The 13,562-nt window shown below is 68.8% G+C and carries 12 protein-coding genes; 7 read left to right on the top strand and 5 right to left on the bottom strand.

The genetic code is table 11. The features are described 5' to 3' along the window. The first annotated feature begins 14 nt into the window (after nt 1-14). On the top strand, nt 15-497 hold the full coding sequence (locus tag ACFVXC_RS17755) for a MarR family winged helix-turn-helix transcriptional regulator (protein WP_389906305.1): 483 nt from the start codon (nt 15-17) through the stop codon (nt 495-497). Nucleotides 498-574: 77 nt separating this feature from the next. Here the strand turns inward: ACFVXC_RS17755 and ACFVXC_RS17760 are convergent, their stop codons facing one another. From ACFVXC_RS17760 to ACFVXC_RS17770, 3 genes are all read right to left on the bottom strand, one after another. Further along, complete coding sequence (locus tag ACFVXC_RS17760) at nt 575-1,780, bottom strand: cytochrome P450 (protein ID WP_389906307.1); 1,206 nt, start codon at nt 1,778-1,780, stop codon at nt 575-577. Nucleotides 1,781-2,443: 663 nt separating this feature from the next. After that, nucleotides 2,444-3,043 (bottom strand): DUF4389 domain-containing protein, encoded by a 600-nt coding sequence (locus ACFVXC_RS17765; RefSeq protein WP_389906309.1) that lies wholly within the window; start codon nt 3,041-3,043, stop codon nt 2,444-2,446. Nucleotides 3,044-3,298: 255 nt separating this feature from the next. Next, nucleotides 3,299-3,454, bottom strand: coding sequence for a hypothetical protein (locus tag ACFVXC_RS17770; protein WP_389906311.1), 156 nt, complete (start codon nt 3,452-3,454; stop codon nt 3,299-3,301). A gap of 10 nt (nt 3,455-3,464) precedes the next feature. Between ACFVXC_RS17770 and ACFVXC_RS17775 the strand changes: the two genes are divergently transcribed. Then, complete coding sequence (locus ACFVXC_RS17775) at nt 3,465-3,914, top strand: hypothetical protein (RefSeq protein WP_389906313.1); 450 nt, start codon at nt 3,465-3,467, stop codon at nt 3,912-3,914. A gap of 76 nt (nt 3,915-3,990) precedes the next feature. On the opposite strand, the gene ACFVXC_RS17780 is transcribed toward ACFVXC_RS17775, so the two are convergent. Further along, nucleotides 3,991-5,862, bottom strand: a complete 1,872-nt coding sequence (locus tag ACFVXC_RS17780) for a transketolase (protein WP_389906315.1) — start codon at nt 5,860-5,862, stop codon at nt 3,991-3,993. Between the two features lie 462 nt (nt 5,863-6,324). Between ACFVXC_RS17780 and ACFVXC_RS17785 the strand changes: the two genes are divergently transcribed. The 3 genes from ACFVXC_RS17785 to ACFVXC_RS17795 all read left to right on the top strand — a co-directional run bounded on the left by ACFVXC_RS17785 (nt 6,325) and on the right by ACFVXC_RS17795 (nt 7,853). Next, complete coding sequence (locus ACFVXC_RS17785; RefSeq protein ID WP_389906317.1) at nt 6,325-6,951, top strand: SH3 domain-containing protein; 627 nt, start codon at nt 6,325-6,327, stop codon at nt 6,949-6,951. A gap of 173 nt (nt 6,952-7,124) precedes the next feature. Next, nucleotides 7,125-7,253: a hypothetical protein gene (locus ACFVXC_RS17790; RefSeq protein WP_389906319.1), complete on the top strand. Its 129-nt coding sequence runs from the start codon at nt 7,125-7,127 to the stop codon at nt 7,251-7,253. Between the two features lie 189 nt (nt 7,254-7,442). After that, nucleotides 7,443-7,853: a DUF1622 domain-containing protein gene (locus tag ACFVXC_RS17795; protein WP_389906321.1), complete on the top strand. Its 411-nt coding sequence runs from the start codon at nt 7,443-7,445 to the stop codon at nt 7,851-7,853. A gap of 463 nt (nt 7,854-8,316) precedes the next feature. On the opposite strand, the gene ACFVXC_RS17800 is transcribed toward ACFVXC_RS17795, so the two are convergent. Continuing rightward, nucleotides 8,317-8,826 carry a DinB family protein gene (locus tag ACFVXC_RS17800; protein WP_389906323.1) on the bottom strand — a complete coding sequence of 170 codons (510 nt, stop codon included), beginning with the start codon at nt 8,824-8,826 and terminating at the stop codon, nt 8,317-8,319. A gap of 558 nt (nt 8,827-9,384) precedes the next feature. Here ACFVXC_RS17800 and fdh point away from each other — a divergent pair. Both fdh and ACFVXC_RS17810 read left to right on the top strand, forming a co-directional pair. Next, the gene (fdh, locus tag ACFVXC_RS17805; protein WP_389906325.1) at nt 9,385-12,633 is read left to right on the top strand and encodes a formate dehydrogenase; all 3,249 of its coding nucleotides are present in this window, start codon (nt 9,385-9,387) and stop codon (nt 12,631-12,633) included. Further along, a complete protein-coding gene (locus ACFVXC_RS17810; protein WP_389906327.1) occupies nt 12,630-13,547 on the top strand; it encodes a 4Fe-4S dicluster domain-containing protein in 918 nt (305 codons plus the stop codon). The genes fdh and ACFVXC_RS17810 overlap by 4 nt, the downstream gene beginning before the upstream one ends. Nucleotides 13,548-13,562: the final 15 nt, after the last annotated feature.

Consider the following 13,562-nt stretch of genomic DNA (forward strand, 5'->3'; position numbering starts at 1 on the left):
GCTATTTTGATTACATGTCAACGACAACGTCGGGCGGCACCCCAACCTGGCTCGACCCCGAAGAGGAGCGCGCCTGGCGGGCTTTCCGCCGCATGGTGATCGCTGTCCAGACCGGTACGGCACGCGACTTGGCCGCTGCCGGTCTTTCCGAGCCCGACTACGAGGTGCTGAGCACGCTCTCGGAACGCCCCGGGTACACCAGCACGCTCCACGAACAGGCCGCCAAGATGGGCTGGTCGCGCAGCCGCCTGTCGCGCCACGCCACCCGGATGGAAACGCGCGGCCTCATCCGGCGCGCATCTGATCCCGCCGACGGCCGGGGCTGTCTGCTCCTGCTCACCGAGCAGGGCCTGGAGAGCCTCACAGGGGCAGCCCCCGCCCATGTCGCCTCGGTCCGCCGGCACTTCGTCGACCGCCTGACCCCCGCCGACCTGGCGGCCCTTGAGGGCATCGCCCGGAAACTGGTCACCGACCTACCGCAAACCGACATGCCCTGAACCCCCTGCGGCGGAGAGCGGAGAGCGGAGAGCAGGGGGCGTGGGTACGGGGGTCTGATGGAGTCGTTGGCCGGTGCCTACCAGCGCACCGGCAGCTCTCGCAGACTCCGCATGAGGCTGGTGCGCCACTGGGGTGTGCCGTCACCGTCGAAGGCCAAGCGGGGGAAGCGGTCCAGCAGGATGCGCAGGGCCAAGGTCGCCTCCAGGCGCGCCAGCGGGGCGCCCAGGCAGTGGTGCAGGCCGTGCCCGAAGGCGAGATGGGCGCGGGTCGCGGCCGGATCGCGGCGGATGTCGAAGTGTTCGGGGGAGGAGAAGCGCGCGGGGTCACGGTTCGCGGCGGCGATGGAGAGAACGACGCGCGCGCCCGCTGGTATCCGGGCGCCGCCGAGGTCGATCGGTTCGGCGGCGTAGCGGTAAGTTCCCGCAGGTGCGGGCGACTCGAAGCGGAGCGTCTCCTCCACTGCGCCCTGCAGCAACTCGGGGTCGGCGCGGAGGGCGGCGAGCTGCTCGGGATGGCTGAGCAGCAGGTGGACGGCGCTCGCGATGAGGTTGACGGTGGTCTCGTGCCCCGCGACGAGCAACAGGAAGGCCATGCCGAGCAGTTCCTCCGGGGCGAGCCGGTCGCCGCCGTCCCCGTCGTTGGCGCGGACCAAGGCGTGCAGCAAATCGCTCTCCGCCACGTCCGGTAGCCGCCGCTTCTCTTCTGCGAGACCCGCGAGATAGGCGGCCATTTCCTGTGAGGCGCGGGCGGACTGCTCCGCATCGTCGAGAGAGACGACCTTCGTGGACCACTCGCGGAAGGACGCCCGGTCTGCTTCGGGCACGCCGAGCAATTCGCAGATGATGGTGAGCGGCAGCGGATAGGCGTATGCGGCCACGAGGTCGGCACGGCCGTCGGCGGCCACGGCGTCCAAGAGCGCATCGGCCGCCTCCTGAACACGTGGCCGCAGCGCCTGGACGCGACGTGCGGTGAACTCGCGGGCCACCAGCGTCCGCAGGCGGGTGTGATCGGGCGGATCGACCTGGAGCATGTTGCTGCCCACGGAGTACAGCCCGTCGTCCTCGAAGTCGGCGGAATGCCGCACGTCATTGCGCAGCCTGGGGTCGACGAACGCGGCGCGCGCTTCCTCGTGCCCGACCACCAGCCACGACTCGTCCCCGGTGGGGAAGCGCACATGGTGGACCGGCCCGCGGGAGTGCAGTGTGGTGAAGGCGGAGTAGGGGTCGGCTGTGAAGTCGTCGGTGAGGCTGGCCAGTTGAACGGTGGGGTGCTGTGTGTGCATGGACGGCTCCCGGACAGAAATGGGGATCGCTCCCCGTTTACGCGTCCGGGTGACCGTAGCATGAAGTGGGGAGTGCTCCCCGTTTAGGTCTTCGAGGGCGATATCCACTGGCGTTCGAATGACCCCGCAGTGGAGTGGGTGTGCTGTCCGGTGGTGTCATCAGCGTGCTAGGGCTGGCGGACGGTTGGCGTCGCGTACGTATGCGCGATGGGGTTCTTTGGTGTTGGCCTCTGCCTGCGCTGTCCCTGTCGGCTTGTGGGGCGCCGCCCGCCTGCCCGCAGTGCTGCTCGCCGCCAAGGGAGGCATGGGCACGCTGGCGGCGCTGCTCGTGATGCCGGGCAGACGAGTCCCTTCACTTCAGGGCGGTCACGGCGTTCTTACGGCAGGGGCGCTGGGCAGGCCTTCTCGGTGAGAGCCAATTGAGAGCCAACGGTGTGCCGCACCTCGCCCCCTCCATATGTCTGGTGACCATCGGCGGCATGACAGGCGGCGCCTTGATCGGCAAGGGGCTCGCAGAACGAGTTCCGGACTGGGTAGGCCCGCCCCCCGTTTTCGGCTCGCGCTGGCGGGTGGGCTGACCACCCTGGCCAGGGCGCTGTGGGAGCCATGGCCGCTGGTCGAAGGCGCTACGCGAGCGAAGCGGGAGTGCGACTGCTGGTTCTCTCAGTCGGCTTGCAGGCTGAAGGGCGGGTACGTGTCGGTGAGCAGACCGACGTAACTCTGCACCCGCAGGTTGTAGCGGTAGACGCCCACGAGGATGTCGCGGAGCCCTTTCGGATATTCGCCGGTGAACAGGACGGCGAAGAATCCCACGGTCACGACGGCCATCGCCGCGATGCCCAGGGCGAACAGCACCAGGTAGTGGGGGAGGGCGAGAAGCCATTTGACCAGCGGGCGCCACCGCGACATCTGCTCGGGGTAAGCGAACGTGACGAGCGTGTGCGGATCGGCACCGTCGTCGTCCGCGGCCGTCTGGAAGTCGAACGGCGGATACTCCTCGTGCAGAAAGAGCACGTAGCTCGCGACACGCCACTCGTAACGGAATGTCATGGCGATCGCGTCGAAGAGCGGACGGGGGACGCGCCGGGTGAACAGCACGGTGAAGAAGGCGACGAAGGTCAGCACCGCACGCAGCATGCTGAGCACGTAGGCGATCAGCAGGTGTGGAATGGCGAGGAGCCACTGTACGAACGGTCGCCAGCGGGCGATCTTCAGGGTGCCCTGAAGGTCGAGTTGAGCGGGATAGGGAGTGGCCAGTGACATGGTGCCCTCCTAGGGCAGCCGTGCACGGATGGTGACGGGTCGCCACTTTTTCAGTCGTACGCTCGCGTCACAGGCCTGTCAAGCAGCCGAGGGAGGGGAGGGCCTGGAGGGAACCGCTGGGGGAACAACGCCCGCCGTCGCTTGGTCATTGGCGCTTGGGCGGGCGCGATCGGGTGCTCCCGCGGATGGTCTCCGCGGGCAGCGGCGCTACCGCTCCGTTCAGGGCCGACGCCGCCCGACGGCTGGCCGACTGCCTCAGGCGCGGGCCGCCGCAGCGGCGATGATCCAGTTCCTGAACTCGACCGCGTAGTGTCGCAGGTGGTGCTCAAGCACGTCCTGCGGGCAGGACGTGGGCACGTAGACGGTCACACTGGCGGTGAAGCCGTCGGCGGTGTCGCCGAACTGTGTCAATGCCCGTCCGATGACCAACGCCCTCACCGAACGGATGCTGGAACGCCGCGAGGAGTACATGGCCGAGCAACTGCGTACGGCCGAACCCTCGCTCACAGGCGTCGTGGATGCCTACGCACAAGCCCTGTTGCAGTCCTTCGCTGACAGCAGCAGTCTCTTCCCCGAGCTGCTGCGCACATGGGGAACCAACTCCCTGGATCGCGGGGCCCGCACCATCACCGAGATCCACCGCCTACTGCTGGAAGCAGCAGCCCCCTACGCCGACCAGATCCGGCGCGCCCAGCCGCAGGCGGCGCTGGACACCGCGGCCCGTGCCCTCCTGGGCGCCTGCTTCCACAACTCCGTGCGCCCTGACCCCGTGATCGGTGAAGCGGCCAGGCGCCGGTACGCGGACGAACTCGGTGACATGGCGATCGCCTACCTCCTCACTCCCGGGCGCCGCCGCGCTGTTGACACCTGAGACGAACGAACGCACCGCCGGTCCCGCCCGATCGCGCGGCGGGCCCGTGGTGGTGATGGTGCGTTCCGCTTCGTCACTACCGTTGGAGGAGGGCGCGAGCTGCTTGCACGATATGCGTGCGGGAGATGCCCGCTGCGTCGAGGAGTTCGGTGGTGGTGCCGGATCCTGGCAGGTTGGTGACGGCAAGGTGGGCGAAGTCAGGGCGGGCCGGGGTGGTGGTGAGGGCGGAGAGGACGGCTTCCCCGAGGCCTCCTTCGGGGTGATGGTCCTCGGCGACGACGAAGGCGCCGGTGTCGTGTGCGGCACTGGCGAGGGTGCTGGTGTCGATGGGCTTGATGGAGTAGGCATCAATGACGCGAGCCTGGATGCCTGCGGTGGCGAGGTCATCGGCGGCGGCGAGGCATTCGTGGAGTGTGACGCCGGCTCCGATGAGGGTGACCTGGTCGTCGTCGCTGCGGCGAGGGGTTTTCGAGCCTCCGACGGGGAAGCTCTGGTCGTCGGCGTACAGGACGGGGTAGGCGCCGCGAGTGGTGCGCAGGTAGGAGATGCCGTGGAGGTCGGCCATGGCCGCGGTCAGTGCGGCGGCGGAGGTGGCGTCGCTGGGATACAGGACGGTGGATCCGTGCACGGCGCGCATCATGGCGAGGTCTTCGACGCCCATCTGGGAGGGGCCGTCGGCGCCGATCTCCACTCCGCTGTGCGTTCCGCACAAGGCCATGGTGATCTCCGAAACGGCGGCCATGCGGATGAAGTCGTGCGCACGGGTCAGGAACGCGGCGAAGGTGGTGGCGTAGGGGCGATACCCGCAGACCGCCATGCCGACGGCGTCGGCGATCATCTGCTGCTCGGCGATGTAGGTCTGGAAGTAGCGCTCGGGGTATGCCTTCTTGAAGTCTTCGGCGTGCGTGGAGTTGCCGACCTCGGCGTCCAGGGCGACGACATCGGGATGTGCTCCAAGGGCGGTAAGTGCCTTACCGAACGCGGCCCGGGTGGCTACCTGATCGCCCACTTCGAAGCGGGGCAGCTCCGCGGCGGCTGCTGCCGGAGCAGGAACAGGGGTGGCGTCGGGGGGCCGCGGGCCGCGCACCCGCAGGTCACGGATCCCGCCCAGTTCCACGAGGGCGCGGTCGGCCAGGTCCTCGGGCAGGGGCTTGCCGTGCCACCCCTCCTTGTCGGCGACTTCGCTCACGCCCTGGCCCTTGACGGTTTTGGCGACGATGACGGTGGGGGCCCGGCCGTCGGCGGCGGTGGTCAGGGCCTGGTCAATCGCATCGAGGTCGTGGCCGTCGACGACGAGGGCACGGCAGCCGAATGCCTCGGCACGCCGGGCGTAGGTGTCGGTGTCCCACTCGAGCTCGGTGGGGCCGCTCTGGCCCAGTCGATTGACGTCGATGAGGGCGATGAAGTTGGCCAGCTGATGGTGCCCGGCCTTGTCGAGGGCTTCCCATACGGAGCCTTCGGCCATTTCGCTGTCTCCGCACAGGACCCATACCCGGTAGGGCTGCTTTGCCAGATCCCGTCCGGCCAATGCGATCCCGACGCCGTATGCGATGCCCTGGCCCAGCGAGCCGGTGGCCACGTCCACCCAGGGCAGTTCCGGAGTGGGGTGCCCCTGCAGACGGTGGCCGGATCGGCGGTAGGTGGTCATCAGCTCCTTGTCGCTGACGACGCCGGCCGCTTTGAACATGGCGTACAGCAGGGGCGAGGCATGCCCCTTGGAGAAGATCATGTGGTCGGCGGCGCGGTGGTCCGGGTTCTGCCAGTCGTAGCGGAGGTGGCGCGTCATCAGCACGGCCATCAGATCGGCGGCGGACAGACTGGAGGTGGGATGCCCGGAGCCCGCCGAGGTACTGGCGCGCACCGAGTCCACGCGCAGCTGCTGTGCGAGTTCGAAGACCTGGGACAGGTCGCTGCTGGCATCGAGCGTGCTTGTCTGGTCTTTGCTCATGACGGGGCCCTTCCGGGAACGAGGTGGCGATTGAGGGATTCCCGTTCCGGTTGCCGGGTCACGGCCAACTTAAACTTTGCCCTCATTCGGCGGGTTGCGAGCTGTGTGAGCAAGTGAGCCATCCTGAACCATCCCGGGCGAAGCGCCTTGAGTCAGAAGGGGCGTCCGCCGTGCGCTGCTGGCGCAAGCACAGTAGGGGCTGGTGCGGCTGCTGCTGCGGCTGCGAGACCCACGGGGGCCGCCCCGTAGTACAGAGCCCGCCGCAGGGCGGACCGGGCCGACCTCGACCTCGGGTCAGGCGATCCGTCGGTTGATCACACGCTCCTGCATTTCGGTGACGGACGGCGCGTCGTGGGGCGGGTGCCTCAATATGTCCGGTGTCGGACCTACGTTTCCTTCACGATGCACAGCTCGGGGTTCCGCTCGGGACCGGAACTGGCAACCGCCTCAAAGGAGAACGCAATGATGGTTCGCAATGCCGTGAGCGGGTGTGCGGCGGTGGCTCTCGCGTCCGTGGCGATGACCGGCCTCGCGCAGGCTGCTGCTCCTACCGTGCCGGCGCCCGGCGTGGCGGCAGCGCCGCGGGTCACGGTCACACCGGCGATGGCCAAGCAGAAGGCCACGGTCACGATCAAGGTCGTGGGCGCTCCGAAGACGTGCCGTTCGGTGCAGGCGCGCTCCGATGCCTTCGTCAAGGCAGTGGCGCTGGCGAAGAGGGGCAACCCGCCGGTGTACGCGGGCCAAGCAGGGGTGAAGGCGAATGCCGCCCCTGGTGCTCACCAGGTCGTGGTCGGGGGAGTCGGTTGTGGAAAGTGGACGGCGAAGGCCAAGCTCACTGTTCTCGCACCGGCCCCGAAGCCGGTTACGGGCAAGGTCATCTCGAAGGCCGGCGTGCACGTACGCCAGCAGCCGACCTCCAACTCACGGATCACCGGGGCCTACCGGAGCGGACAGACCATCGACCTGATCTGCCGCAAGGCCGGTCAGCCCGTCGGTGGCAACCGCACCTGGTACAAGGTCAAGACGCCCCAGGGGTGGGTCACCGCTCGCTACGTGAAGGCCAACGGCGCGGTTCCTCCCTGCAAGTAATCGAGCCGTCTGTGTTCCGTTCAGTGATGACGGCGGCACTAGACGCCTGTCTCGTCCCCGACGGCTGCCTCATCGGTGCCAGTCCGCCCCTGTAGGGGGAGGGGCTCCGGGTACGCGACTGTCCGCGCCGGACATGACCGAGGAACAAGCCCCTGGCCGCCGGAATGCCGGAGATGGGCGCCTCGCGCGAGTGGCTGAACGTGGTGGGACAGCCGGGGCGCCCGCAGCAGGCCAGGGGCCTCGGCGCCCCGCTCACCAGCTTCGAGGAATGGGCGCGGACGCACATGCGGGCCACGCCCTGACACCGCCCCGAGTCTCGTTCGGTCCGTCAGGAGGCCTGGGCGCCTTCCCGCTGCATCCGGCCGCATGTGGCTGTGCCGGTGCGCCTGGAGACGGCAACGAACCGTTGCTGAAGCCAGATGGCTCTGCTCGGCGCAGTCAGGCTCGAACTTGTCCTTGCGTCTTGGGTGTTCGGGGAAGACTCTCCACCAATGACCCCGTTGGTGGACATGCTGCCCGAGCCGACCCTGCACGATGTGATCGGTCTGCTGGTCAGGCTGGTCGAGTCAGCGGGCGCGCTGGTCATCTTCATCGGTGCGGTGTGGGCGTTCGTGAAGTTCATCCGGGCGGGTGCGCGCGGGCGCCGCAGGGCAGCTGAGTTCAATCGGATCAGGATGGGCCTGGGGCGGTTCCTCGTCCTGGGTCTGGAGTTCCAGCTGGCGGGTGACGTACTGCGTACGGCAGTCGCCCCGAGTTTCGCCGAGATCGGCCAGCTGGCAGCTATCGCGGCCATCCGGACCGTGCTGAACTACTTCCTGGGACGGGAGATCGCCCAGGAGCGGGTCGAGGTCGAACGAGGCGACGCACCGCCTTGGCGCGGCGCCGAGGGACAGCCGACATGAGCGAGTGGCCGCAGACAGCCGCTGTGCTGATCGCCGCGCTCGGCCTCGTCGCGACAGCAGCGGCCTGGCGCCTGACGCACACCGTGCGACAGGCTCTGGCCGTGCTGCTTGACTTCCTGACCGCCGCCCTACTGCTCCGGCTGGTCGGCAAGCCGTCCTGGGGCAGCATCGTCCTGGCAGCAGCGGTGATAGTGCTGCGCGGGCTCCTCGGTACCTGTTCCGCCCGGTCCGAGCCGGACCAGACCACCCGCGGTGGAGGCCGGGCCGATGAGGCCTTGATGGCGCTGTCATGCGCGGTGAACGCCTCGACCAGGCGTGAGAAACCCGCCCGGAACCACGGCCCTGCCCCGTCAGTGTGCACAGCGACCGGACGCGCCCGGCCGCCACTTTGCACCCGCCTCCGACGGGCCAAGCGGCCACACCAGTGCGGGATGCGCAGCGGTTCGACAGCCGGGGGAGTGTGTCAGCGGCGTGGCAGCAGACCGCGTACGTAGGCGGCCTGGCCGGTGTGTTGCAGATCGTCGGAGACGACGCTGATCAGCCGGACACCCAGGGTGACGTGTGGCGTCCATTGATCGTCGACGATGCGGTCGAGCGCCGCGTCGTCGAGCCCGTGCAGGAAGGACAGCGTCTGCTCGTGGACGGCGTCGTAGTAGCCGCGCAGCTGGTCGGCGGCGATGCCGCGGACCGATGCCACCTGCTTGGCTGTGTGTCCGTAGCCTGTCTCTTGCTCACCGAGTGGCAACTGGAACCGGTCGGACCAGCCCTGGGCCGTCCACACCTGGTCCAGGCCCGCCGCGTCAGCGACATGGTCGTCCTGCACGCGGGTGAGGTGCCACACCAGCCAGGTGATCGAATTCGCCTCGGCATCCGGCCGGAACGCGAGGTCCTCGAGCGAGAGACTGTCGACAACGGCGTGTACTTGCTCCTGAACGCGTCCGAACGCGTCTGCCATTAGCTCTGCAGTGTTCATCCACCCATGGTGGCCGCAGCCGCGGAGGCCCGCCCGGCATGAGATGTGAGGACGGTCGGCAGGCGCCGTCGTCAGACCGTCGGAGGCGCCGCTTTGGCAGGGGCAGCCACTGCGTGCGGCCAGGGAGGGGCGCGGCACGGGGCCCGGTTGACGGCTTCCCCGGCCTCGCTGCGGACCGAGGCGGACAGGACGCGGCAACAGGGGAAGTCCAGAGGCACCCGAGGGGCGATGGAGGGGGCGTGGGCCGCGGCAACTGCCTTCGAGGCGGCACCGGCTGGTGGCGACCGGCCGGAGTCGCGGTGCCGGTCGCGAGGTGTCCTGCGGTTGCCGAACGGAAGCAGGACCGTGCGGATAGGAGCCCACAGCACTGGGAGAGACCGGCACGCATTGTCCACGGGGCTCTGGGCACTCGGACGCCTGCACTGTTTCGGCCGCGCACCAGCGCATCGGGACGGCCGGGCCCCGCGGGCTCGGCGCGACGTCTTGGCGTCCGCCCGTCAGGCTGGGAGAACGCCGTGTACGGATGCCGAAGAGACGGGCCCGCCGGAAGGAAGCGCAATGGGCGTACGAACCTGGGTCAGCGGATGGCCCGTCTACCGCCAGCTCACCGGAACCGATCCGCTGGGCCGCGGCAGTGCGGCCATGTCCGAGCGTACGCGGCAGCTGCGCCCGCGCACCGACACGGCCGAACGGGTGGTTCCGTCCGTCTGTCCCTACTGCGCGGTGGGCTGCGGACAACAGGTGTACGTGGAGGGTGGTGAGGTGGTCCAGATCGAAGGGGACCCGGACTCGCCCATCAGCCGGGGCCGGCTCTGCCCCAAGGGCGCCGCGACGCTTCAGCTCACCACCGGCGCCGCGCGCCGCCACCAGGTCCTGTACCGGCGTCCGTACGCCACCGACTGGGAGTCCCTCGACCTGGAGACAGCCATGGACATGGTGGCCGAACGGGTGGTGGAGACGCGGCGCAGAACCTGGGAGTGGGAGTCGGCCGAGGGGGTGCGGACGGCCCGGACACTCGGCATCGCCAGCCTGGGCGGAGCGACCCTGGACAACGAGGAGAACTACCTGATCAAGAAGCTTCTGACGGGGCTCGGCGTCGTACAGGTGGAGAACCAGGCCCGAGTCTGCCACAGCTCCACCGTCGCCGGTCTCGGCACTTCCTTCGGGCGCGGCGGAGCGACCACCTTCATGCAGGACCTGCAGCACGCCGACTGCATCGTCATCCAGGGCTCGAACTTCGCAGAGGCCCACCCGGTCGGCTTCCAGTGGGTGATGGAGGCCAAGGCGCGCGGCGCACGCATCATCCACGTCGACCCGCGCTACACCCGCACCAGCGCCCTGGCCGATCTGCACGTACCGATCCGGGCCGGCAGCGACATCGCCTTCCTCGGCGGGATCATCCACTACGTGCTGAGCGAGCAGAAGGACTTCCGGGAGTATGTCCTCGCCTACACGAACGCGGCGACCCTGGTGAGCGAGGACTTTCGGGACACGGAGGATCTGGGCGGCGTATTCTCCGGCCTGGAGGAGAGCAACTCCCATTACAATGCGTCGAGTTGGCAGTACGAGGGGGCCCGCGTCCAGGCCCCCGCCGGCGACGTGGACGAGCAGTACACGGCGCGCGTCAGCGAATCCGGCGGGGCGGAGACGCACGGTTCCGGCGGTGCGCAGACCGACCATCGCGCCCCGCGCGACGAGACGCTCCAGCACCCGCGCTGTGTGTACCAGATCCTCAAGCGTCACTACGCCCGCTACACACCGGAGTTGGTTGCGGAGACCTGCGGGGTGCCGCGTGAGACGTTCCTGCGGGTGTGCGAGGACCTCACGGCGAACTCGGGCCGCGAGCGGACCAGCGCCTTCGCGTACGCGGTGGGGTGGACGCAGCACTCGGTCGGATCGCAGTACATCCGTGCGGCGAGCGTTCTCCAACTGCTCCTGGGAAACATCGGCCGTCCCGGCGGCGGCATCCAGGCGCTGCGCGGCCATGCCTCGATCCAGGGCTCCAGCGACATCCCGACCCTGTTCAACCTGCTGCCCGGTTACCTGCCGATGCCGCACGCCCATGCCCACGAGGATCTGGACGCGTTCATCGCTGCGAGCCGCACCGACAAGGGTTTCTGGGGCAATATGCGAGCGTACTTCGTGAGCCTGCTGAAGGCCTACTACGGCGACGCGGCCACCGCCGAGAACGACTTCTGCTTCGACCACCTCCCACGCCTGACCGGCTCGCATGCCACCTACGACACGGTGCTGGCCCAGCTCGACGGCGTGTGCAAGGGCTACTTCCTGATGGGCGAGAACCCGGCCGTGGGTTCCGCCAACACCCGGCTCCAGAGGCTCGGCATGGCCAACCTGGAGTGGCTCGTCGTGCGGGACTTCTCGCTCATCGAGTCGGCGACCTGGTGGCAGGACGGGCCCGAGATCGAGACCGGGGAGCTGAAGACGGAGGAGATCGGGACGGAGGTGTTCTTCTTCCCGGCCGCGTCGCACACCGAGAAGTCCGGGTCCTTCACCAACACCAACCGCTGCCTGCAGTGGCACTACGCGGCCGTCGAGCCGACCGGGGACGCGCGCAGCGACCTGTGGTTCATGTACCACCTCGGTCGGCGTATCAAGGAGCGGCTGGCCCCGTCCGTGGACCCGATGGACCGGGCCGTGCAGGATCTGACCTGGGACTATCCGGTGGACGGGCCACGGAGGGAGCCGATCGCCGAAGCGGTACTCGCCGAGGTCAACGGGCACGGACCTGAGGGGGCGCCCTTGTCGGCGTACACCGAACTGAAGGACGACGGCTCGACCCGCTGTGGCTGCTGGATCTACTGCGGGGTGTACGCCGACGGTGTCAACCAGGCCGCCCGCCGTAAGCCGGGCGGCGAGCAGGACTGGGTGGCCGCCGAGTGGGGGTGGGCGTGGCCCGCGAACCGTCGCATCCTCTACAACCGGGCCTCCGCCGCCCCCGACGGGACTCCGTGGAGTGATCGCAAGGCGTACGTGTGGTGGGACGCGGAAGCCTCGAAGTGGACCGGGCACGACATCCCGGACTTCGTGCCGGACCGGGCACCCGACTACGTGCCTCCCAAGGACGCGACGGGGCCCGACGCCCTGCGCGGGGACGACCCCTTCATCATGCAGGCGGACGGCAAGGGATGGCTGTACGCGCCCGCCGGACTGGAGGACGGGCCGCTGCCGACACACTACGAGCCGCAGGACTCGCCCTTCCGCAACGCCCTCTACCCCGCGGTGTCCCGTTCCCCGGTACGGCAGTTGCTCCCCCGGGAGGGCAACCGCTATCACCCCAGCGGCGACGAGCCGGGAGCAGGCGTCTATCCGTACATCGTCACCACCCACCGGCTCACCGAGCACTTCACGGCGGGCGGGATGAGCCGGTGGTCGCCCTACCTCTCCGAACTGCAGCCGGAGTTCTTCTGCGAGGTTTCCCCGGAACTGGCCGCTGAGAGGGAGCTGGAGCACATGGGGTGGGCAACGATCGTCACGGCCCGCAACGCGGTGGAGGCGCGAGTGATGGTGACCGCGCGGCTGAGGCCGCTGACGGTACACGGACGGACCGTCCATCAACTCGGACTGCCCTTCCACTGGGGCCCGAACGGGGTGGCCAAGGGCGACGCCGCCAACGAACTCGTCGCCATGGCATTGGATCCCAACGCCCACATCCAGGAGGACAAGGCCCTTACCGCCGACATCCGGCCGGGCCGCCGACCGCGCGGGCCCGCACTTCCCGCGCTGGTCGCGGAGTACCGCCAGCGGGCCGGAATCAACGCCAACACAGGTCTGGAGGGACAGAAATGACGGAGCGGCACCTCCTGAGCGGACCTGAGCCCGACCCCGCACGCGACGCGGGACACACTGAGTCGCCGCCCCGGGTCGGCTTCTTCACCGACACCTCCGTCTGTATCGGCTGCAAGGCGTGCGAGGTGGCCTGCAAGGAGTGGAACGCGATTCCTGAAGACGGCCTGTCCCTGACCGGGATGAGCTACGACAACACCCAGGGCCTCGGCGCCTCGACGTGGCGGCACGTGGCATTCATCGAACAGCAGACGCCTCCGGAGGCAGAGGGAAGAACTCAACTCCCGCTCACGCAAGAAAAGTCAGCACCAGGCGGCGGGGAGCTGCGCTGGCTGATGTCCTCCGACGTCTGCAAGCACTGCACGCACGCCGCCTGCCTGGACGTCTGCCCCACCGGCTCCCTCTTTCGCACCGAGTTCGGCACGGTCGTCGTCCAGGAAGACATCTGCAACGGCTGCGGATACTGCGTGCCCGCCTGCCCGTACGGAGTCATCGAGCAGCGCCCGCACGACGGAAGGGCCTTCAAGTGCACGATGTGCTATGACCGGCTCGGCGCGGGACAGGAACCAGCCTGCGCCAAGGCCTGCCCGACCGAATCGATCCAGTTCGGACCGCTGGACGAACTCCGTGAACGGGCCGCGCTCAGGGTCGACCAACTGCACGAGGCGGGAGTGGGGTCCGCCCATCTGTACGGGCACGAACCGGACGACGGAGTCGGCGGCGACGGCGCGTTCTTCCTCCTCCTGGACAAGCCCGAGGTGTACGGGCTGCCGCCGGACCCCGTCGTCACCACCCGGGACCTGCCGTCCATGTGGAAGCACGCGGGAGCTGCCGCCCTCTCTCTCACGGCGGTGATCGCGGCATCCTGCGCCCTGCCGGCTCTGCCCGCCCTCGTACGCAGGGCGGTTACGCGATGAGTGGCAAAAGGCGGC

The sequence above is a fragment of the Streptomyces sp. NPDC058257 genome, assembly GCF_042881845.1.
In the GTDB taxonomy this organism is placed as follows: Bacteria; Actinomycetota; Actinomycetes; order Streptomycetales; family Streptomycetaceae; genus Streptomyces.

What these genes read in the sequence shown, in the direction of transcription:
- ACFVXC_RS17780 (WP_389906315.1), bottom strand. Translation starts at nt 5,862, where the DNA reads ATGAGCAAAGACCAGACAAGCACGCTCGATGCCAGCAGCGACCTGTCC.
- ACFVXC_RS17800 (WP_389906323.1), bottom strand. Translation starts at nt 8,826, where the DNA reads ATGAACACTGCAGAGCTAATGGCAGACGCGTTCGGACGCGTTCAGGAG.
- ACFVXC_RS17810 (WP_389906327.1), top strand. Translation starts at nt 12,630, where the DNA reads ATGACGGAGCGGCACCTCCTGAGCGGACCTGAGCCCGACCCCGCACGC.
- ACFVXC_RS17785 (WP_389906317.1), top strand. Translation starts at nt 6,325, where the DNA reads ATGATGGTTCGCAATGCCGTGAGCGGGTGTGCGGCGGTGGCTCTCGCG.
- ACFVXC_RS17775 (WP_389906313.1), top strand. Translation starts at nt 3,465, where the DNA reads ATGACCAACGCCCTCACCGAACGGATGCTGGAACGCCGCGAGGAGTAC.
- ACFVXC_RS17795 (WP_389906321.1), top strand. Translation starts at nt 7,443, where the DNA reads ATGACCCCGTTGGTGGACATGCTGCCCGAGCCGACCCTGCACGATGTG.
- ACFVXC_RS17790 (WP_389906319.1), top strand. Translation starts at nt 7,125, where the DNA reads ATGGGCGCCTCGCGCGAGTGGCTGAACGTGGTGGGACAGCCGGGGCGC.
- ACFVXC_RS17765 (WP_389906309.1), bottom strand. Translation starts at nt 3,043, where the DNA reads ATGTCACTGGCCACTCCCTATCCCGCTCAACTCGACCTTCAGGGCACC.
- ACFVXC_RS17760 (WP_389906307.1), bottom strand. Translation starts at nt 1,780, where the DNA reads ATGCACACACAGCACCCCACCGTTCAACTGGCCAGCCTCACCGACGAC.
- fdh (WP_389906325.1), top strand. Translation starts at nt 9,385, where the DNA reads ATGGGCGTACGAACCTGGGTCAGCGGATGGCCCGTCTACCGCCAGCTC.
- ACFVXC_RS17755 (WP_389906305.1), top strand. Translation starts at nt 15, where the DNA reads ATGTCAACGACAACGTCGGGCGGCACCCCAACCTGGCTCGACCCCGAA.